Origin of the sequence: Pedobacter boryungensis (assembly GCF_013204825.1) — a bacterium.
In the GTDB taxonomy this organism is placed as follows: domain Bacteria; phylum Bacteroidota; class Bacteroidia; order Sphingobacteriales; family Sphingobacteriaceae; genus Pedobacter; species Pedobacter boryungensis.
This window is the reverse complement of record NZ_JABMKV010000002.1, coordinates 619705-639545: the sequence shown is the minus strand read 5'-3', so window position 1 is coordinate 639545 and position 19841 is coordinate 619705. Positions and strand designations below refer to the sequence as shown.

Annotated in this window: 19 protein-coding genes; 9 read left to right on the top strand and 10 right to left on the bottom strand. The window is 33.7% G+C overall.

Features of this window, described 5'->3' with window-relative positions:
- Window positions 1-130: 130 nt before the first annotated feature.
- Genes HQN85_RS09355 through HQN85_RS09345 form a run of 3 tightly spaced genes read right to left on the bottom strand, consistent with a single transcriptional unit; the run spans window position 131 to window position 4920 of the window.
- Entirely contained in the window at window positions 131-2920 is a 2790-nt protein-coding gene (locus tag HQN85_RS09355) for an N-acetylmuramoyl-L-alanine amidase (RefSeq protein WP_173271527.1), read from the bottom strand.
- A 9-nt stretch (window positions 2921-2929) separates the two neighbouring features.
- Entirely contained in the window at window positions 2930-4555 is a 1626-nt protein-coding gene (locus HQN85_RS09350) for a M56 family metallopeptidase (protein WP_173271525.1), read from the bottom strand.
- A gap of 2 nt (window positions 4556-4557) precedes the next feature.
- A complete protein-coding gene (locus HQN85_RS09345; protein WP_173271523.1) occupies window positions 4558-4920 on the bottom strand; it encodes a BlaI/MecI/CopY family transcriptional regulator in 363 nt (120 codons plus the stop codon).
- A 288-nt stretch (window positions 4921-5208) separates the two neighbouring features.
- Between HQN85_RS09345 and HQN85_RS09340 the strand changes: the two genes are divergently transcribed.
- Window positions 5209-5667 (top strand): hypothetical protein, encoded by a 459-nt coding sequence (locus tag HQN85_RS09340; protein ID WP_173271521.1) that lies wholly within the window; start codon window positions 5209-5211, stop codon window positions 5665-5667.
- 56 nt (window positions 5668-5723) lie between these two features.
- Here HQN85_RS09340 and HQN85_RS09335 read toward each other — a convergent pair whose 3' ends face one another.
- Window positions 5724-6545, bottom strand: a complete 822-nt coding sequence (locus HQN85_RS09335; RefSeq protein ID WP_246249709.1) for an O-methyltransferase — start codon at window positions 6543-6545, stop codon at window positions 5724-5726.
- 5 nt (window positions 6546-6550) lie between these two features.
- Between HQN85_RS09335 and HQN85_RS09330 the strand changes: the two genes are divergently transcribed.
- Window positions 6551-7408, top strand: coding sequence for a transglutaminase-like domain-containing protein (locus tag HQN85_RS09330; protein WP_173271519.1), 858 nt, complete (start codon window positions 6551-6553; stop codon window positions 7406-7408).
- 1 nt (window position 7409) lies between these two features.
- Here the strand turns inward: HQN85_RS09330 and HQN85_RS09325 are convergent, their stop codons facing one another.
- The 3 genes from HQN85_RS09325 to prfB all read right to left on the bottom strand — a co-directional run bounded on the left by HQN85_RS09325 (window position 7410) and on the right by prfB (window position 10024).
- A complete protein-coding gene (locus HQN85_RS09325) occupies window positions 7410-7946 on the bottom strand; it encodes an NADPH-dependent FMN reductase (protein WP_173271517.1) in 537 nt (178 codons plus the stop codon).
- Window positions 7947-7955: 9 nt separating this feature from the next.
- Window positions 7956-8864, bottom strand: coding sequence for an alpha/beta hydrolase (locus HQN85_RS09320; protein WP_173271515.1), 909 nt, complete (start codon window positions 8862-8864; stop codon window positions 7956-7958).
- An 85-nt stretch (window positions 8865-8949) separates the two neighbouring features.
- Window positions 8950-10024, bottom strand: a protein-coding gene (prfB, locus tag HQN85_RS09315; RefSeq protein ID WP_173271513.1) for a peptide chain release factor 2 whose coding sequence is annotated in 2 segments (ribosomal slippage) — window positions 8950-9963 and window positions 9965-10024 — 1074 coding nt in all. Because the reading frame shifts where the segments join, the coding sequence is not laid out codon by codon here.
- Window positions 10025-10156: 132 nt separating this feature from the next.
- Here prfB and pgi point away from each other — a divergent pair.
- From pgi to HQN85_RS09280, 7 genes are all read left to right on the top strand, one after another.
- Window positions 10157-11803, top strand: coding sequence for a glucose-6-phosphate isomerase (gene pgi / locus HQN85_RS09310; protein ID WP_173271511.1), 1647 nt, complete (start codon window positions 10157-10159; stop codon window positions 11801-11803).
- Window positions 11804-11996: 193 nt separating this feature from the next.
- Window positions 11997-12548 carry an RNA polymerase sigma factor gene (locus HQN85_RS09305; RefSeq protein ID WP_317170032.1) on the top strand — a complete coding sequence of 184 codons (552 nt, stop codon included), beginning with the start codon at window positions 11997-11999 and terminating at the stop codon, window positions 12546-12548.
- Between the two features lie 3 nt (window positions 12549-12551).
- Window positions 12552-13763, top strand: coding sequence for an outer membrane beta-barrel protein (locus HQN85_RS09300; protein ID WP_173271507.1), 1212 nt, complete (start codon window positions 12552-12554; stop codon window positions 13761-13763).
- Entirely contained in the window at window positions 13744-14307 is a 564-nt protein-coding gene (locus HQN85_RS09295) for a YceI family protein (protein WP_173271505.1), read from the top strand. The genes HQN85_RS09300 and HQN85_RS09295 overlap by 20 nt, the downstream gene beginning before the upstream one ends.
- 2 nt (window positions 14308-14309) lie before the next feature.
- Window positions 14310-15251 (top strand): DUF5777 family beta-barrel protein, encoded by a 942-nt coding sequence (locus HQN85_RS09290; protein WP_173271503.1) that lies wholly within the window; start codon window positions 14310-14312, stop codon window positions 15249-15251.
- 11 nt (window positions 15252-15262) lie between these two features.
- The gene (locus HQN85_RS09285) at window positions 15263-15733 is read left to right on the top strand and encodes a Rieske 2Fe-2S domain-containing protein (RefSeq protein WP_173271501.1); all 471 of its coding nucleotides are present in this window, start codon (window positions 15263-15265) and stop codon (window positions 15731-15733) included.
- 146 nt (window positions 15734-15879) lie between these two features.
- Window positions 15880-16407: a DUF4251 domain-containing protein gene (locus HQN85_RS09280; RefSeq protein WP_173271499.1), complete on the top strand. Its 528-nt coding sequence runs from the start codon at window positions 15880-15882 to the stop codon at window positions 16405-16407.
- 2 nt (window positions 16408-16409) lie between these two features.
- On the opposite strand, the gene HQN85_RS09275 is transcribed toward HQN85_RS09280, so the two are convergent.
- The 3 genes from HQN85_RS09275 to dnaG are packed head-to-tail and all read right to left on the bottom strand — an operon-like array spanning window position 16410 to window position 19778.
- Window positions 16410-17495, bottom strand: coding sequence for a glutaminyl-peptide cyclotransferase (locus tag HQN85_RS09275; protein ID WP_173271497.1), 1086 nt, complete (start codon window positions 17493-17495; stop codon window positions 16410-16412).
- Window positions 17473-17838 carry a YraN family protein gene (locus tag HQN85_RS09270; RefSeq protein ID WP_173271495.1) on the bottom strand — a complete coding sequence of 122 codons (366 nt, stop codon included), beginning with the start codon at window positions 17836-17838 and terminating at the stop codon, window positions 17473-17475. The genes HQN85_RS09275 and HQN85_RS09270 overlap by 23 nt, the downstream gene beginning before the upstream one ends.
- Window positions 17838-19778 carry a DNA primase gene (gene dnaG, locus HQN85_RS09265; protein ID WP_173271493.1) on the bottom strand — a complete coding sequence of 647 codons (1941 nt, stop codon included), beginning with the start codon at window positions 19776-19778 and terminating at the stop codon, window positions 17838-17840. The genes HQN85_RS09270 and dnaG overlap by 1 nt, the downstream gene beginning before the upstream one ends.
- Window positions 19779-19841 lie beyond the last annotated feature (63 nt).

Here is a 19841-nt window from a genome sequence, read left to right as displayed (position 1 = left end):
TATATGGTTTGACAGCCCTTTAACTAATTGTCATTCCGACTTTGGAGAAATCTCTTGAATAAATTGGTGTGGTAAGTTTTTGAGATTCTTCGCTTCGCTCTGAATGACAAAAACTGATAAATTACCAGTTTTAATACACACTGCCAACTGGTTGTGTTACAGTATATTTTTTAAGTAGTGTATTGTATTCAATTTTATCTCCACTTATTTGATAACCTTCTGGAGTTGTTAAAGTTGCTACATGAGCAACTATGACATCAGAATTTTTATCTACGGTAAATACCTTGGCATTAAATAAAAACTTATCGATATTTAACTTTACATTACCGCTTACTATAAGAGTCTTATTCATTATAGTATTCATTTTTAAAGAATCATTATTAGCCTTTAGTCTCGAAATTAATTCGTAAGCATCCGAATTAACTTGAATAGTATTTCCAGGTGTTTTATTTGTAATGTATGTTCCTTTTTTTATATCGTAAATGATATACTTTTCTGCAACCTCTGTACCACCTTTTAATGTAAGTTTTCCGTTTTTTGCAGTAATCGTTTCCTTTCTTTTATCAAAAGCAATTTCTTCTCCTTCTAGTTTGTTTTCTCCAATCTCCATAATTCCTTTTTTTAAATAAGAGATATTATTTTTAGTATCATTGGTAATACTTAAAGCTTTATATACCATTGGCTTAGGATAAATTTTACCTTGTTCGTTTTGCACCACATTAACAGTAGCATCATTTACTAATGTACTTGCAGTTTTAGGCCATCTATCAAATAAAACCTTATCTCCTTTCATTAATTTATAACTAAATACTACTGGGAATGCTATATTTTCGTTGTAATTAGCATTATATATTTTTATAGAAACTTTATCGCCTTTGGTTACCATAGCTTGCGTTTGTTTTGCAAACTTCTCTTCAACATTTGCTTTTAAAGTCTCACCTGTGGTTGTTTTTACAATAAAACCATCCATTACTTTTGAAACTGGAGAATAGGTATAATCAATTACTTTTCCATCAACAGTTTTACCATTGTACTTTTCATAAATGTCTTTATTTTTAACTGCATAAGCTGATAATTTTGGCTCTACACCAAACCATACGACATAGTTATCCATTGTATTTTCTACACCAGGAACTTCATACGTGCTTTTTATATTTCCTATACCGCTTTTATCACTTAGTTTGGCAATAAAGGCTGGGGTAAACTGCATCGCTTCTGCTTCGCTGTATACTTTTTGGTTGATGTAAAAATATACTTTCGTTTGTCCGGCAAGGGATGTATAGATGATTGGGAAAGTTTTACCGTTAGCAGTGATCACTATTTTCTCTCCTGTTTTACCATCTTTATAGTTCATGCTTGTTTTTTTAATCAACGGCACATTTTGTTGATTAGGTTTAGGTGGTTCTGGTAATGTTCCTCCTTTTAAATTCCTTTCTATCTCCTGATCTGTTTTTAAATATGTTTTATATTGTAGAATAGCATTTACTATGGCCGTAGCTAATTCATCTTGCTTAGCTTCATTGGTAATCGTTTTTAAATCTTGTTTGTTGGTTAAATAACCCATTTCTAGCACTAATCCTGCAGCGTTTGAATTTTGTAGTAGAAATAGTTTTTTCTGGAATGGTTTATTACCTGTTTTGATACCTTCTACAGTTGTCAGATTTTTATACAAATTATAAGTCATGCTGGTTGATTTAAACCAGTTTAACTTATTATCTGAAGTAGGGGTATACATTTCAATTCCATTTTTTGAACCACCAGTAGCAATTGGTTCACTATTTACATGAATAGAAAGTAGGAAATCTCCTTGTGGTTTTAATCTATCAGCTAAGCTTAAACTCTCGTCATCAGCACGGGTAGTTACTACTTTAATTCCCTTAGCTTCTGCCAACGCTTTAATCTTTTTTGTAAATGCTAATGCGATATCTTTTTCTTTATATCCATTTATATTGGCTCCAATTTCTTTGCCGCCATGGCCGGCATCAAGAATTAAAGTAAATTCATTTGCAGTTTTGGTAGGAACCTCAACTACATCTACCGTAAAACCCCATAGCAACCCCAATCCAATTGGCAATGCTAATAAGTACATTAATTTTTTCATGTTTTTAGATTTTGAGTGAAACAACATTTTAATTCTTTCTTTAATGGGGCTTTTCACAAAATTGTGAATGAGCGGCATTGTATTTTTACTAACGGCTAATTTCAATAACAGATGAGCGTAGTGTTCAGCTCCGAAGTTTAAGGATGTAGTTTCATCTGCTTCATATTCATGCGCTTGCTCTAATGCTTTATCGTATAAATAAACAATCGGATTAAACCATAACACTGCTTTAGCTATCATTAACAAAATTTTATCTATCGAATGAAGTTGCCTTGCATGTACTTCTTCGTGTTGGAGTAATACCTTTAGTTCTGCTTCTGTTAAACTATTTTGATCAATAAATACATAATTAAAGAAAGAGCAGTTGGTAAATCCAGCACTTTTTGCTACTAATTTTAGTCCGTTTATTTCGTGGGCTTTTGTTCTGGTATGTTTGTACAATTGAAATAATCGCCATGCGGCTACAGCTAAAAAACCCATTACAACCGCAGTGTACACGTAAGGAAGTAGAGCATACCAATCGAAAGGTTCAACCTCAATATCTCCAGTGCCTGAGCCAACCACAATTGGTGTACTAAAGCTAGTTCCTGCTAAGTCTACATCTGACAAAGTAGTAGTTTGTTCAATTAATGCACTTTGCTCTACCTCTTTTTCTATCTTAAATTGCAAAGCAGGAATAACAAAGCTGAGCAACAAACTACCTAGTAAATAAAATCGATTAATTTTAAAAAAGGTCAGCTTCCTTAAAACCAGTAGGTAAAAGGCAAAGAATAAGGTAGTACAAGCACTTACTTTTAAGAGATAGTTAAACCATTCCATAGATAGCGATTAATTAGATTTTAATTCTAGAACTGCATCATATTTCCCAACTAGATTAGGATATTTATTAGCAAAGTCTTCAGCTCCTTTTTCACATGCTGAAACCATATTATAGGTTTCAATTGCTGGTTTTTTAAGGTTTGCGGCTTGGCTTTCGGTGTAAGGAACTCCATTTATGTAAATCATTACTTTTCCATTTCTAGGAATTTCTACAGAAGCAGAGCTACCTTTTAATGTTTTTATTGTTGCAACATCATGTGCTTCACCATTTCTATCTATTGCTGTATATCTTTCATAAAAGGTTTCTTCTTCCTTACTTGTCCTTCTAGTTCTAGTAGCTATTGGCTGTTCTGTTACTGTAGCAAACACTTGGTTACCACTTACTATTCCTCTAGTATTTGTTGAATTGATACTTTTTACTCCTGATATCGTTACTGCATTAACTGAATTTCTACTTCCTGTAGCCATAACACCCACAGCTCTGCTGGCAATTGGTCTTTCCTCTACACCAGCAACACTTATAGCATTCACCTTTCCAGTACCCACTATTTGTCCATTTATTGCCTGTACTCCAGTTACTGTAACCGCAGCTACATCATTTCTTTTTTCGGTAATAGCCACTACTTTGCCAGAGACACTAGTATTAGGATTTACCTGCACACCCCTTACCTTGATTGGCACCTCTGTAACTCTTACTTCCTTTACCGTTACAGGTTCTGTTTTACCTACTATTCTCACTTCTTTTACTTCAGTTTCTTTTGTTTGAGCATACACCACATTTACAGCTAAACCCCAAACTAATACCAAACCTATTGGCATTGCCAATACATACCTTAATTTTTTCATGTCTTTTGATTTTGAATTATATAACATTTTTATTCTTTCTTTTAGGGGGCTTTTCACGAAGTTGTGAATGAGTGGCATATTCCCTCTAGCCACGGCTAATTTTAATAAAAGGTTAGCATAAGGTGCTGTCCCAAAATCTTGAGACGTCACCTCATCCGCTTCATATTCATGTGTTTGTTCTAATGCCTTATCGTATAAATAAATAATTGGATTAAACCATAATACTGCCTTTGTGATCATAAGCAATAACTTATCAAATGAATGATATTGCTTGGCATGTACTTCTTCGTGTTTTAGCAAAAGCGCTAATTCTTTATCGGTTAGGCTATCTTGGTCAATAAAAACATAGTTGAAAAAAGAGCAATTGGTAAAGCCATCCGTTTTAGAAACTAATTTTAGCCCATTAATTTCTCGAGTTGGTCGCCTTGTAAAACTTAGTAATTGGAAAAGCCGCCATGTAGTAATGAGCAATAAAACCACAACAAGTAATTTATACGTTGAGATCAATAAGAATTGCCAATCTATCTGTTGAGTTACTACCGGAGCTGCAATCTGAGTATTTACTGCAGTCAAATTTTCTTGTGGGAAAACCACCCGGTTAACGATTTCAGGAGCTGCTCGTTCTAGATTAAAATTTAATGCCGGAATAGTAAAGCTTAAGACTAATGCTGCTAACAAATAAAAACGATTTGCTCTAAAAAAAGTTAGTTTGCGTAAAAAAAGCAGGTAAAAGGCAAAGAACAATCCAGAGCATACACTTACTTTAAAAAGATAGATCAGCCATTCCATACCTATGATTTTTTGTTGATTAAAGCTTTTAGTTCTTCTATATCGCTTTCACTTAATTTTTCCTCTTTTACCATGAATGATAATAGGCTTGTAGGCGAATTATCGAAATACCCTGAAAATAATTTAGAAAACGTGGTTTTGGTATAATCTTCTTTACTAATGGCTGGAAAATACTCGTAGGTTTTGCCGTATGCTTTATAGCTTACATATCCCTTCTTTTCCAAAAGCCTAACAATTGATGAAATGGTATTGTATGGTGGTTTAGGTTCCTCCTCCAATTCGTCGATGATATCTTTTACAAATGCAGTTTGCAGTTTCCATAAAACTTGCATGATGCGCTCTTCTGCCTTAGTTAATTCTTCCATAGACTAAAGCTATAACTTATTTTTCAGTTATACAACTAAAAAATAAGTTATAATATGTAATTAACTGATTAACAGCTAAATAATTTAAAACAGTAATATTATATGCTAAATTCTGGTTACCAATTCTCAAAAATATTTAGTCGATCGTCATTCCAAACCGATTAAACAGACTAGTTACATAGCTCATATTTACAGCATGCTTTTCAAAACAACCATAAAAACTAGTCTTTTGGGGTATAAATGCTTAACATATAAACATATATGTGTTTTTTTGCAAAAATATCCCACATGAAAAAATTAATATTAGTGCTCACTCTTGCAGCATTCACTTTAACTGCCTGTAAAAAAAACCCTATAACTCCTAATGTACCTTCCAAGCCTTTAAAAGAGGCGCTTATTGGCAAATGGAAATGGATGAAAAATCAAGGAGAGACTTTTGATTCCAAAAATAATACTTGGGTAAAATTAGGAGAAGAAGACTACAGCTTAAGAGATTGTTATATAGAATTTAAAGATGCTGGAAATGGCTTAGAACATTTTGTTCATTTAAATGAAGCAATTTCAGATAGGATTTTTACTTGGGGTATTAGAGACCAAAAAAACTTCTCTTTTAAAACAGACGACAATCTTGAAACGTTCACATATACCATAATTAAAGTCGATGAACATACATTAATTTATGCTAGTCAAGGACTTGTAGATTCGTTTGGGCGTACGGTAAGAGGTGTTTTTTACTTAGCTAAATAAAAACTTATATTCTGTATTAATTATCAATAAGGAATAATTTTAGAAGAAGTTGTAGCTTAAAACTTTATCTTAAAATGTTCTTTGGCTTGTCCCCTTTTGAAATATACTAATCCAATCCAAAATAAATCGATGGTTATAGCAACTTGAGGATGGTTTTTAATTTCTTCCCAAGCTTCTTTCATGCCTTTGCTCCAGTAGATATCATCAAAAATAAGGAGTGAATTTTCGTAGGTTTTCGGTAAACACCAATTAAAGTAATTCAGCGTTGCTTCTTTAGTATGATTGCCGTCTATATATACAAAATCTAATTTTTCAGCTTCATTTATTGCCTTTGGCAATAAATCGTTAAAATTACCTACTTGTAACTCGATATTGTTTAAGCCAAGTTCATTAAAGTTTTGATAGGCTATTGCTGCAGTTTCTGGACAACCTTCTATAGTAAGTATATTTGCTTCTGGTGCTGCTTTTGCTAAATACGAAGTTGTAATTCCTAAACAGGTGCCTAACTCAATTATGTTTTGTGGTTTTTGGTTTTCGACTAAACGATAAATCAGTTGTGCCAAACGTGAAGTTTTTAAAGCATTTTTGGCTATTTGACTTACTTTTTTTGTTCTATTTTTATTTAAATGTGATCCTGCACCTAAATCAGTTACTGTAATTAGCCTATCGTCATTTAAAAGTTTTTTTCGTTGATCTTCAATGCTGTTATATACTTTTTTTGCAGAAAAGTCGTAAATTACCTCATCAGTGAGCTTATAAACAAAGGGCGAATGCGTACCGTGTCTGCTCTTAGCAGTAAAACGATGTTGGAGATAATCGACAAAAAATTGAAAAACCATAATCGCAAAAATAGGTAAACAGAAAATTGTAATTTGCATTTTTAATGGAAAATCTTGCAGAAATAGATGCTTTAGTTAAATTATTAGATGATCCCGATGAGGAAATCTATCAGCATGTGCAACAGCGCCTGTTAAGTTACGGTAATGAGGTAATCACTTATTTGGAAAGCGCTTGGGAGCAATCGTTAGATACTTTACTGCAAGAGCGTATCGAGAATATCGTTCATACGATCCAGTTTAATAACGTTAAAGAAGATCTTAATTTATGGTATCAAAGTGGTGCATTTGATTTACTGCAGGGTGCTTTAATTATTAATCGCTATCAATATCCAGATTTAGATGAGCAAGCGATCATTAACCAGATTGAAGAAATAAAGCGAGAGATTTGGATAGGTTTGCAATATGAAATGAGTTCTATTGAAAAGATTAAGCTCATTAATCATGTGTTTTATAATCAGTATGGCTTTGGCGGAAACACTAAAAACCATCACGATCCACAAAACTCCTATTTAAATCAGGTTCTAGAAAGTAAAAAAGGAAATCAAATATCCTTAGCTATTATTTACGCTACGCTTGCGCAAAAACTAGATATTCCTGTTTATGGTGTGAATTTACCACAGCATTTTATTTTAGGTTATATAGATGAAAGCAATGCTGAAAAGGAATACGGTGTGCTTTTTTACATTAATGCTTTTAATAAAGGTGCAATTTTCGGCAAACATGATGTAGATCAGTTTTTACGTCAACTTAATTTAGAACCCCAACCTGGGTTTTATTCACCATGTAGCAATACAGAAATTATTCGTCGTATTATTCGCAATCTTATTTCGGCCTACGAAAATTTGGGTGCTGCAGAAAAAGTAGAGGAATTAAAAGAATTACAGGAAATTTTATCGGAGTAGTTTAGTGATTTATTAAATCGTGAAATGCATGTATAAATTTTAATAAGTTGGCTGACATTTCCGAGTCTGCAATTTCCAACTGATCGTTAATTTTTCCTTTGACCCCTTTAATAAGTAATGTAGTATCATCGTTAAATCTAGCCTCTAGTGTTTGCATGATTAAACGTAATTCTTCTTGTGCCTTATCTCCAGATGCTGATGCTGTAATTAAGCCAACTGGTTTATGAGAAAAAACTGTTGTAGAAACACACCATTCAATTGCATTTTTTAAACTTCCAGGTAAGCTGAAAATATATTCTGGTGTGCAAATCAATATTCCATCTGCTTCAGCAATCTTGTTCCGGAAATTAACTATACTTTCTGGTGGATTTTCATGATCAAGATCTGGATTGAAATGTGGGAGACTTGCATTACCATCGAAAATCGTCAAATCGAAAATAGCTGTTGAAAGTGTTTTTATTTTAGCAACTAGCCTAAGATTGGACGAATCTGCTCTTGTACTTCCAATAATTGCGAAGATTTTGTTTTTAGCAATCACAGTTTATGCTTACAGCAGGTTGTTAGTCCGCATCCAATTTTTCAATGTTTCAAACCAATTTTCTTTTGTAGTGGTATTATTTAAGCCAAAGCCATGTCCACCAGCTTGGTAAATGTGCATTTCTGATAGTACTTTATGCTTTGCTAAAGCTTCATCATAGGCTAAACTATTTTTTACCGGTACAGAACCATCGTTATTAGCATGAACTAAAAAAGTTGGTGGAGTTTGTGCATCAACATGCATTTCTGCAGAAAAATAACGTCGCTGAGCATCTGTAGGTTGTTCACCCACTAAGTTTTTTACAGAACCAGCGTGTGCATAATTCCCAAAATTGATAACAGGATAGATTAACACAGAGAAGTTAGGTCTTAGACTAATATTTTCTTGGTTTTGAACTTTCATGTCGTTGTAATGAACACTTAAACTAGCTGCTAAATGTCCACCAGCAGAAAAACCCATTACACCAATTTTAGTAGGATCTATTCCCCATACATTTGCATTTTTACGTATTAAATAAATAGCCTGCAATGCATCTTGTAATGGCCCCATCGATTTATCATCCATAATTATATCGCTAGGCAAGCGGTATTTTAATACAAAAGCTGTTATTCCAACTTCATTGAATTTTTTAGCTACATTATTTCCTTCTTTATCAATGGCTAAAATTCCATATCCACCACCTGGACAAATAATCACAGCTGTACCATTTGGTTTTGCAGGGATATAGGCAGTCAATGATGGATCTGTAACTTTACTCACTCTCTTCACTCCATCGTCGCCTGTTACCGTGGTCTCTTTATAATCTGCAGGTGGAGTTTTTGCTCCAGGAATTGCACCATTGTACAGTGGAATTACTTGTTGTGCGTTTACTTCCATTACGATAAAAAGAGAAAATACAAAAATGAATAGCTTCTTCATTGAATAATTGATTACAATTTAAAAGTATAAAATATTGTTGGATTGTTATTATGCCTAATTACTTTATACTAACTACTAAATACTCTTAAAACTCCATTAAATACGCTTTAAGAAATTCATTTATATCTCCATCAAGCACTGCTTGTGGGTTTGAAGTTTGATAATTTGTGCGATGATCTTTTACACGTCTATCGTCTAGCACGTAACTTCTAATTTGAGATCCCCATTCAATTTTCTTTTTTGAACCTTCTATCAATGCTGTTTCTTCATCACGCTTGCGTTGTTCTATTTCGTACAACTGCGATTTCAATAAACGTAAAGCATTTTCTTTATTCTGTAACTGCGATCTCGATTCTTGATTTTTGATGATTATTCCAGAAGGTTTATGGTATAAACGCACTGCGGTTTCTACTTTGTTTACGTTTTGTCCACCTGCACCGCCTGCTCTAAACGTTTCAAATTCTACATCTGCCGGATTAATATCAATTTGTATTGTATCATCCACTAATGGGTAAACATACACAGAGGCAAATGAAGTATGTCGACGAGCATTTGAATCGAATGGAGATATACGCACTAAGCGATGCACACCATTTTCTCCTTTTAGGTAACCATAGGCAAACTGCCCAGCAATTTCTATCGTTACCGATTTAATTCCTGCAACCTCTCCTTCTTGATAATCTTGTTCAGTTACTTTATAGCCATTTTTTTCGGCCCACATCAAGTACATTCGCATAAGCATGTACGCCCAATCGCAACTTTCTGTTCCGCCTGCGCCTGCCGTAATTTGAACAACTGCGTTTAATGAATCTTGTTTGGTTTTGAGCATATTCTTCAATTCCAAATCTTCAACTTCTTTTAAACTTATATCAAATTGTTCCTGAAGTTCTTGTTCGGTAGCATCGCCATTTTGGAAAAACTCATATAATACTTCTAAGTCTTCGACAGTAGCGTTGGCTTTTTGCCAGCCATCTGTCCATACTTTTTTAGAATTAATTTCGGCAATGTGTTTCTCAGCTTTTTTCGGGTCATCCCAAAAATTTGGTTGCAAGGTGAGTTCTTGCTCAATGCGAATATCTTCTAGTCGGTTTTCAACGTCAAAGATACCTCCTCAGCGACGTTACTCTGTCCCTTAAATCCTGAATTTGTTCTTTAGTCATAGCACAAATATAACAAACTGTTTAGGTGTACACTATGTTCTTTTAGTAAGATTTATAAATTTTCAAACATAATGTTTAATTTTTTAGTTGCTTTGTATAGGTGTTTACAACTAAATTAAAAACCGCATTCTTATGTTTCCTACTATTAATTTTACAACCACTTCTGCTTATAAATATTTAGCAGATCATTTTATAGACATTAACGAAACCAACTTAAAGAGCTTATTTGCAGAAGATGATGAGCGTTTTAAGAAATTCTCCATTTTATTTGAAGATATTTTAGTAGATTTTTCTAAAAACAGAATTAACGATACCACATTAGCATTGCTTATTCAACTGGCCCGCGAATGCAAATTAGATGAGGCTATAAAAGCGATGTTTAATGGCGATAAAATTAATCAGACTGAAGGTAGACCTGTATTACATATCGCCCTGCGCAACCAAAGTAATAAAGCCATTTTGGTTGACGGGAAAGATGTAATGCCTGATGTAAATGCTGTTTTAGCCAAGATGCAAAAATTTAGCAATGCGATTATTTTTGAAGAATGGAAAGGATATACTGGCAAAGCAATTACAGATATTGTGAACATTGGAATTGGTGGTTCAGATTTAGGTCCGGTAATGGTGACCGAAGCATTAAAAGCGTATAAAACACGTTTAAATATGCATTTCGTTTCTAATATTGATGGAACTCATTTAGCAGAAACCTTAAAAAGTGTAAATCCTGAAACTACCTTATTTTTAGTGGCTTCAAAAACATTTACTACGCAAGAAACCATGACAAACGCACATAGTGCTAGAGAATGGTTTTTAAATAGTGGCGCTAAAACCGAAGATATTGCTAAACATTTTGCTGCTTTGAGTACAAATGCTAAAGATGTTGCAGCATTCGGAATTGATACGGAAAATATGTTCGAATTTTGGGATTGGGTTGGCGGTCGTTATTCGTTATGGAGCGCCATTGGACTTTCTATTTCGTTAGGTATAGGTTTTGATAATTTTAAACAATTATTAGCGGGTGCACATGCCAGCGATCAGCATTTTGAAAACACATCTTTTGAGCAAAACATTCCTGTAATTTTAGGTTTATTAGGTGTTTGGTATATCAATTTTTTCAATGCAGAAACGCATGCTATTTTACCTTATGACCAATACCTACATCGCTTTGCAGCCTATTTTCAACAAGGAGATATGGAAAGCAACGGCAAACATGTAGACCGTAATGGCAACGCTGTAGATTACGAAACTGGACCTGTAATTTGGGGAGAACCTGGAACAAATGGTCAGCATGCTTTTTATCAACTCATTCATCAAGGTACTCGATTAATTCCTTGTGATTTCATCGCCCCTGCACAAAGTTTAAATCCTTTAGGAGATCATCATAATATCTTATTATCTAATTTCTTTGCCCAAACTGAAGCTTTAATGAATGGCAAGAGTGAGGAAGAAGTGATCAAAGAATTGAAAAATTCTGGAAAATCAGAAAGTCAAATCAAAGAGCTAGCTCCTTTTAAAGTATTTGATGGGAATAGGCCTACTAATTCCATTTTATTAAAAAAAGTAACTCCATATAGCTTAGGAAGCTTAATTGCCTTATACGAACATAAGATATTTGTGCAAGGAGTAATTTGGAATATTTTCAGCTTTGACCAATGGGGAGTTGAATTGGGCAAACAGTTAGCGCAAAAAATACAACCAGAATTAAAAGACAATCAGCCAGTTAGCACACATGATTCTTCTACAAATGGGCTAATAAATTTATATAAAGATTGGAGATAAAATAGTTTATTGGTTCACTGGTTCATTGGGGCTAGTTCCAAGATTTTAATCGCCATTTAGTTGAAATAATCAATTAAATGGCGATTTTTCTTTATACGATAATTTTTATTCATAAATTTCTTAAGCATAGGCAACCTTTAAGAATTAACCGCCGTAACTACTTATAACTGAACAAATCTAGACTGAAATTATTTTGTTGACACCTGAACTAATTAATGGCTGTATAAAAAAAGATCGACGAAGTCAGAAAGAACTTTATCGGCTTTATTATGGGTATGCCATGAGGATTTGTTTGCGTTACTCGAAAAATAAAGATGAAGCTGTTGAAATGGTAAACGATGGTTTTATGAAGGTTTTTATGAATATCCATCGATATGATAAGGAGCGTTCTTTTAAAGCCTGGTTAAGTACAATCATGATCAATACATCAATTGATTATTACAGAAGCCGAATAAAAAAATTAGAAATGGAAGAACTAAACGATAAACATGAAGTGGAAGATAGTGAAAACATTCTCTCCCATTTACATTATAATGATCTCATTAAGTTAGTTCAAAAACTATCTTATGCTTACAGAACGGTTTTTAATTTATTCGCAATAGATGGCTATTCACATGAAGAAATTTCGAGTATGCTTTCGATCTCTGTGGGTACTTCAAAATCTAACTTATTTAAAGCTAGAGAAAATTTAAAAAAAATGATAGCTGAAGCACCTGAGCCCAGCAAACAAAAAATTAATTATTAAGAAATGAAAGAGTTGAATGATGAAGACTTTGATCAAGCCTTTAAAACTAGGATAACTGAAGAGTATCCTGAGTTTGAGGAAGAATCATGGTTGAAGATGGAGAAGAAGTTACGAAAAAGAGATCGATTGGTATTTTATAGAAATGCTAGCATCATATTACTTTTTCTTTCTTTTGGGTTGGGATTTTATTTAACTAATCGTAAAACTGAAATTAAAAACGATGCAATTGCTGTAAAAAACCATGAAACTAAAAAACCTGAAGATTTAGACAGCAAACCAGATCCAATAGCAAAAAATGAAACAGGAATTGCTAAAAATCAAAGTAATGCTATTGACGAAACGAGCAATTATGTGAAATATGCTAATCCTACAATACCATTACATTTCAAAAAAGAAAAAGAATCTACTCCATTAATTTCACAAAATGTAATTATTAAACCCGTTGATAGTTCTGCTATACAAAAAGATGTAGTAGCTGTAAATGCTAAAGATGTTTTTACTCCACTACAACCACTAACTAGCAAACAAGAAAACATAATTGCACAAACTGCTGCTACAGAGACCAAAACTCTAGAGGAGAATGCGAATAACACTAAAACTATAAGAGATATTAAAGTTAAACGTAAAATCCCTATTAGTCTAGCAATAAGCGTGGGACCAGATTTTAGTTCTACAAACGCTCTTGTTGGTGGCAAAAGCGGATTAGCTTTTGGAATTGGGGTTGGCGTAGGTTTAACAAAAAAATTGAGTGTACAAACTGGTATCATCTACGGCTCTAAAAATTATACTGCAAACAACTATAATTATACATTTAATAATCCTGCAGTAGCAGCCACTATTACACAAATTAATGCAGCTTGTAAGGTTTTAGAAATTCCATTAAGAGCATCTTACACTGTAGCAAATCATCAGAAAAATAGCATTGATCTTAACGCAGGTTTGTCTAGCTATTTGATGTTAAAAGAAGATTATGTTTTTAAATATACTGCGGCATCTGGCCGAAAAGATAGAATTACTGAAAAAACAAATGAGAATCAGCACTTTTTAAGTGTAATAGATTTATCCGCTACCTACAATATTAAATTAAATAAAAAATTAGGTTTTGGTATTGAACCTTATGTTAAAATTCCTTTAACAGGAATTGGAGAAGGAAATGTGCCTTTAAAATCTAGTGGTGTATCATTAAAACTACGTTATGATTTCAATAAAAAATAATAGTCTGATTTTGTTGTTGCTGCTTTATTTCGCATTCATAATTTCTGCGAGCGCACAAACTTACGTTGGTAAAAACGTTAAAACTAGCATTTTTTCATCTACTCCGGTAGAAGATATTAAAGCAGTTAGTAATGCAGGAACGGCAGTGTTGGTGGTACAAAATCAAGAATTAGCAATCCAAATTCCCATTAAAAGTTTAGAATTTGATAAGAAAATGATGCAGGAACATTTTAATGAAAACTACATGGAAAGCGAAAAATATCCTGCAGCTAAGTTTAAAGGAATAATTGAGCCAAAAGTAGATTGGAAAAAAGATGGTGAATATCCAGTTTTTGCCAAAGGTGTACTTACGGTTCATGGTGTAGATAAGTCTAGAACAATTGCTGGAAGAATTATCATTAAAAATGGAATTCCGACATTAAGTTCAACCTTCGAAGTAGTCTGTGCTGCACATGAAATTAAAATTCCTAGTATAGTTTTTACCAAAATTGCTGAGACTATAAAAGTAACCTTTCAAGGCACATTAAACCCTCTAAATAAGTAATTATGAATAAGCCTAAACTATTTATTTATTTGTTTCTAATCTTAATTGTCATCGCTTTAAGAGCGAGTGCGCAACAAGCAGATTCGCTACTTAATACCTTAGGTAGCACATCTAAGTTTAATAAAGTAGAAGCAACTTTTAAATCAACGCATGTTGTTTTATCGCATTCTACAGAAACACAAAAAAAGCATGATTTGGATCTTCGAATTCGCCATCATTTTGGAGATATTGGTGGACAATTTGGTAGTGCGCATACTTTATACGGTTTAGATGTTGCTACAGATCTATTTATTGGATTAGATTATGGCATTACTGATAAATTAACCATTGGGTTTGGAAGAAGTAAACATGATGAACTTTATGATTTATATGTAAAACAGAAATTGCTTCAACAAAAAAGCGATGGAGGTATGCCGATTAACCTCACCTTTCTAGCACAAATTGGTCTGGTGGCAAGAGAGCCGTTTGCGACAAATGAATTCGATAACTATTCTGATAGATTAACTTATCTTATTCAACCTATTTTTTCTCGGAAATTTTCATCGAGATTGTCGCTGCAAGCGATGCCTACCTTATTAATTCGTTCAGTAACAACAGGCCCAGATGATCCTAAAAATTTATTTTCACTTGGCTTCGCTGGAAGAATAAAGCTAACCAAACGTCTCTCCTTTGTAGCAGATTATACGCTTGTTAATGGTTTATCGAGGCCTAAAGATTTACCCATTGTATTTTATAACCCCCTCGGTGTAGGATTAGAAATTGAAACTGGTGGTCATATTTTCTCCCTCAATTTCATGAATTCAGAATATATTGTAGAAAATAATTATATCGGAAATACCAGAAAATCATGGACTGATGGTGGTGTACGTTTTGGGTTCACCATCTCTAGGAACTTCAGCTTATTCAAAAACAAGAATCCAGATACTAAATCAACCATTTACTAAAAAAGAAAATTATGGAACGTAATGAATTTATCAAATCCTTAGGGCTTGGTGTGGCCTTGATATGCACAGGAAGTTGCCTTTCTAGCTGCGGCGGAAGTAAATCAAATGACCCTAGTCCAACACCTGGAGGAGGTGGCGGAGGCGGCGGTGGTGGCACTGTTGGAACTAAAGTTAATGTAGACTTAAACTCACAATTAACGTCTGTAGGCTCTTTTGTTTCTACAGGAGGCGTGTTATTTGTTCGTCTTGCTGCTGGAAACTCAACTTCATCTTTTGTAGCCACACAAGCTGTTTGCCCTCACCAAGGGGGTACATTAAATTGGGTACAAGCCAGCAATCTTATTCAATGTAGTTTACATAGTTCTCAATATAGTTCATCAGGAGCGGTACTTGCACAACCTAACGATGGAGGCGCAACAACAGCATTAAAAGTTTATGCCACTTCTATTACCGGAACTGTGCTAACAGCTACTATATCATAGTTTTAAGGTTGGTCAGGGAGGGTTGCAATTTTCTCTCCTTGATCATTCTTATTGTCTAGTGTATTTATACTAATCACTTTTAGTTGTCGTTTTCAATTAAACTTTCACCTCATTATTTTGTTTAATTGATATATAGATTTATTGCTATGAAAACGATTAAAACAATAGCACTTGCAATTTTGGCATTTATTAGCTTTAAAGCTAGTGCACAAACAGATAAAGCAACAACTTTAAGAATTGTTGAAGAAAAAAATTACACCTTCGTTGCTACTTCAGCCATGCCTACAAATAGTGCAGCTATTAATGATGTATTGCGGAAAATGCCTGGCAACACTAGCGGAGGAAGTATTAACCTTAATGGAAGTTCCTATGATGTACGTATTACTAAAGATAGCATAGTTTCTTATTTGCCTTACTATGGAAGATCGTATTCGGCTTCTATGAATCCTGATGAAAATGGATATAAGTTTACAGCTAAAAAATTCACATATAATGCTACAAAAACTAAAAAAGGTGGTTGGGATGTAAGCATTAATACAAAAGATGTAAAAGACAATGTGAGCATGTCATTTGCAATAAGCACTAATGGTTATGCCACTTTAACCGTAATTAGCAACAATAAGCAGTCGATTATGTACAGTGGATATTTAAGAGAAAACAAAACTAAAGATTAACACTATTTCGTCGGAATTTCAACCAATTTTATCTCAAATATTTTTGGCCACTTTTTACCTGTTACAAACAGTCGCTTTCCTTTAGAATCCCAAGCAATGCCGTTTAGTACATTATTCCCTTTTTCATAATCAGTTTTAAAATAATCTAAAGGGAAAATACCAGTTAAATCTATTTTTCCTTCAACTGCGCCATTTTCTGGGTTAATGATTAAAATAGTATTGGTAGTATAAACATTCGAATAAATCTTACCATCTATAAACTCAAGTTCATTTAGCTTTTCAATTGGACCTTTATTGTCGTAAACATCTATTGATCCGATTTTATTGTACTTATTTGGATCTAAAAAGAAAATAGTATTAGAACCATCTGTATTCAATACTTTTTGGCCATCAAAAGCTAAACCCCAACCTTCTCTTCCTGTAGTGTAAGAAAATTCTGAAATCTTTCTCAATGTTGCCTTATCATATACAAAACCTGTTTTTTCCTGATAGGTAAGCTGGATAATTTTATCGCCTATTACCGTAATCCCTTCTGCGAAATATTTCTTATCTACAGGTGTAAATTGCAAAACTTTTCCGGTAGATGGTTCTACTTTACGTAGACTAGAATGCCCATAATCTCCAGCACTTTCATAAAAGAAACCATCGTGATATTCTAAACCCTCTACATAAGATGAGGTATCGTGTGGTAAAGTCTTAACTATTTTGTAAGTATATGTTATTGGAGCTTTAGCCGCTAAAATATTAATATTTGCAGTTAGCTCTTCAGGGTCTCCTTCACCGTAAATCTTAGCCGTTAACAAATGGCTACCCAATTTTAAACCTTCCGTTTTCAACTTGATGACTGTAGTGTCTGTTTTTGAAGCAACTTTTACAGTATCTATAACGTACACTACAGAATCTACTTTTTTCTCTTTACCAAATAGAATTTTAACTTCAAATTCACTTCCCGAAGAAACATTTTGCCCAACTTCTGGAGAAATAAAGCTTCGATAAGTCGATGAATTTTTACAAGCGCTTAAAAAAGTGACAATGATTGCAATAGATAATAAGTTTTTGATTTGACTAATCTTCTGGCCAGAATGCATCTTCAATATGTTTTATAGTGTGGTTATTTTGTTTATCAAAAAGAACAGAGATTATATCAAAACGTATTTCGTCTTGATGATTCATCAATTCTATATATTCATTTGCGGCTAATTCTAGTTGCTTTTGCTTGGCATTGCTTACAAAATCTTCGGGGAAACCAAAAGCTACTGAGCTCCGGGTTTTTACTTCTACAAAAATGATTTGTCTGTTTAAATATGCCACCAAATCTACTTCTGCTTTTCCATGAACCCAATTTACATCTAAAATCTCGTAGCCGATTTTTTCTAGATATTCTTTTGCAATGGTTTCTCCTTTAACACCTAAATCATTATGAGTTGCCATTATTTTACAATTACAGAACCTAGAAATCTAGAAATTTCCTTTTCTACATTTTTAATAAAAGCATAACGTTGCATCAAAATTTCTTGATTAGCAGCATCGCTTTCCATTTTTATTTCTTTTAATAAGTCTAATAAAATTCGATCTACTTTTCTCTTTTTAAGATGATATAATCCCCCTAAAATGGTTGCTTTTAGGTTTATGGTCTCATCACGAACGTATATATTATGTTTGTTATACCAATTTTCGCTTAACGTGTATGGCGAAGTAGAAAGTGTAATGGCTAAATCAGCAACTTCTCTATCCTCACTTTTTATAAACTGATTTGCAGTTGGTAATTGTCCATTTTCAATTTCAGTTCTATAATGGTCGATAATTTTTTTACAAAGTGCGTTTTCAAATGTAACATCTGTTAAATTTTGCATGATAAAAGAGCCAATGTACATGTTATCTATCTTATCCCAACTGACTAATTCATGTCCAAAAGCTAATAATAAACGTACAATTTCTTGTTCTTGCAGGTCGTCATTTGTTGTAGCAGTAGCCGTTACCTGAGGTTCATTATCCGCCATCAGATCTGCTGGTGGCATATCTTCATATTGAGCTGGTCTTGCTTGCGGAGATGATGCCTTTTTGAACTTCGCAGCTCGCATTGTGTTCAATTCACTTAACAAAACTCGCTCTTCAATGGCCAACAAACTACTGCACTCACGAATAAAAACTGATGCTTTAATATTATCGGGGATTTTAGCGATACTTTCTACAATATCTCTAATAATTCCAGCTCTTTTTATCGGATCATTACCAGCCTCTGCTAAAAGAATATTTGCCTTATACAGAATAAAATCTTGACGATTATTTTCTATATACGTTTTAAACTCACCCGCACCAACTTTGTGCATATAGGAATCAGGATCATCTCCAGCAGGGAAAGAAACCACTTTTACATTTAATCCTTCCTCCAAAATCATATCCAATCCACGTAAAGATGCTTTTATACCTGCTGCATCTCCATCATAAAGAATAGTTACATTTTGTGTAAAACGACCAATTAAACGTATTTGCTCAATTGTTAAAGACGTTCCTGAAGAGGCAACTACATTTTCTATATAAGCCTGATGCACAGAAAGTACATCTGCATAACCTTCTACCAAATAACAATTATCTAAATCTCTAATTGCTTTTTTAGCGTGAAAAAGCCCATACAGTACGTTTGATTTATGATATATTTCACTTTCTGGAGAATTTACATATTTCGGAACATTTTTATCAGTTTTTAACGTTCGTCCGCCAAAACCTATTACCCTACCTGTAAAATTGTGGATGGGGAACATTACTCTTCCTCTAAACCTATCGTACAATTTACCTTTATCATTTCTGATAGATAAACCTGTTTTTTCTAAGTATTCTTCTGCATGTTTATTTTTAACAGCATCTTGAGTTAGTGCATCCCAAACATCTGGCGAATAGCCTAGGTTAAACTTCTTGATGATATCTTCTCTAAAGCCACGCTCTTTAAAATAACTTAATCCAATTGCCTTACCTTCTGAATTATTCCATAATTGATCTTCAAAAAAAGTAGCCGCAAATTGCGAGACAATGTATAAGCTTTCTTTCGCGTTTTGGGCCTCCAGGTCTTGTACAGTTTCAACGGTTTCTTCAACCTCGATGTTGTATTTTTGAGCTAAAAACTTAAGTGCTTCTGGATAGGAGTATTTCTCATGCTCCATAATAAAGCGAACGGAGTCTCCGCCTTTACCACAACCAAAGCATTTATAAATTCCTTTGGTTACCGAAACATGAAATGATGGTGTTTTTTCCCCATGAAAAGGGCAATTACCAATTAAACTTGTCCCACGTTTTTTTAAATGTACAAAATCGCCTACTACCTCTTCTATTCTGGCAGTATCCATTATTTTGTCTATCGTTTCGCGGTTTATCATAGTAGTTATGGGTTACAAGTGCGTGCTAAGGGCATGAAACAGACTTGTAATCATACCCTATAA

Bases quoted from the DNA above. Each gene is read 5' to 3' on its own strand.
- HQN85_RS09335 (WP_246249709.1), bottom strand. From the start codon at position 6,545: ATGCAAATTACAATTTTCTGTTTACCTATTTTTGCGATTATGGTTTTT.
- HQN85_RS09275 (WP_173271497.1), bottom strand. From the start codon at position 17,495: ATGCATTCTGGCCAGAAGATTAGTCAAATCAAAAACTTATTATCTATT.
- HQN85_RS09290 (WP_173271503.1), top strand. From the start codon at position 14,310: ATGAATAAGCCTAAACTATTTATTTATTTGTTTCTAATCTTAATTGTC.
- HQN85_RS09280 (WP_173271499.1), top strand. From the start codon at position 15,880: ATGAAAACGATTAAAACAATAGCACTTGCAATTTTGGCATTTATTAGC.
- HQN85_RS09270 (WP_173271495.1), bottom strand. From the start codon at position 17,838: ATGGCAACTCATAATGATTTAGGTGTTAAAGGAGAAACCATTGCAAAA.
- HQN85_RS09320 (WP_173271515.1), bottom strand. From the start codon at position 8,864: ATGAAGAAGCTATTCATTTTTGTATTTTCTCTTTTTATCGTAATGGAA.
- HQN85_RS09345 (WP_173271523.1), bottom strand. From the start codon at position 4,920: ATGGAAGAATTAACTAAGGCAGAAGAGCGCATCATGCAAGTTTTATGG.
- HQN85_RS09300 (WP_173271507.1), top strand. From the start codon at position 12,552: ATGAAAGAGTTGAATGATGAAGACTTTGATCAAGCCTTTAAAACTAGG.
- HQN85_RS09330 (WP_173271519.1), top strand. From the start codon at position 6,551: ATGGAAAATCTTGCAGAAATAGATGCTTTAGTTAAATTATTAGATGAT.
- dnaG (WP_173271493.1), bottom strand. From the start codon at position 19,778: ATGATAAACCGCGAAACGATAGACAAAATAATGGATACTGCCAGAATA.
- HQN85_RS09340 (WP_173271521.1), top strand. From the start codon at position 5,209: ATGAAAAAATTAATATTAGTGCTCACTCTTGCAGCATTCACTTTAACT.
- HQN85_RS09355 (WP_173271527.1), bottom strand. From the start codon at position 2,920: ATGGAATGGTTTAACTATCTCTTAAAAGTAAGTGCTTGTACTACCTTA.
- HQN85_RS09285 (WP_173271501.1), top strand. From the start codon at position 15,263: ATGGAACGTAATGAATTTATCAAATCCTTAGGGCTTGGTGTGGCCTTG.
- HQN85_RS09295 (WP_173271505.1), top strand. From the start codon at position 13,744: ATGATTTCAATAAAAAATAATAGTCTGATTTTGTTGTTGCTGCTTTAT.
- HQN85_RS09350 (WP_173271525.1), bottom strand. From the start codon at position 4,555: ATGGAATGGCTGATCTATCTTTTTAAAGTAAGTGTATGCTCTGGATTG.
- pgi (WP_173271511.1), top strand. From the start codon at position 10,157: ATGTTTCCTACTATTAATTTTACAACCACTTCTGCTTATAAATATTTA.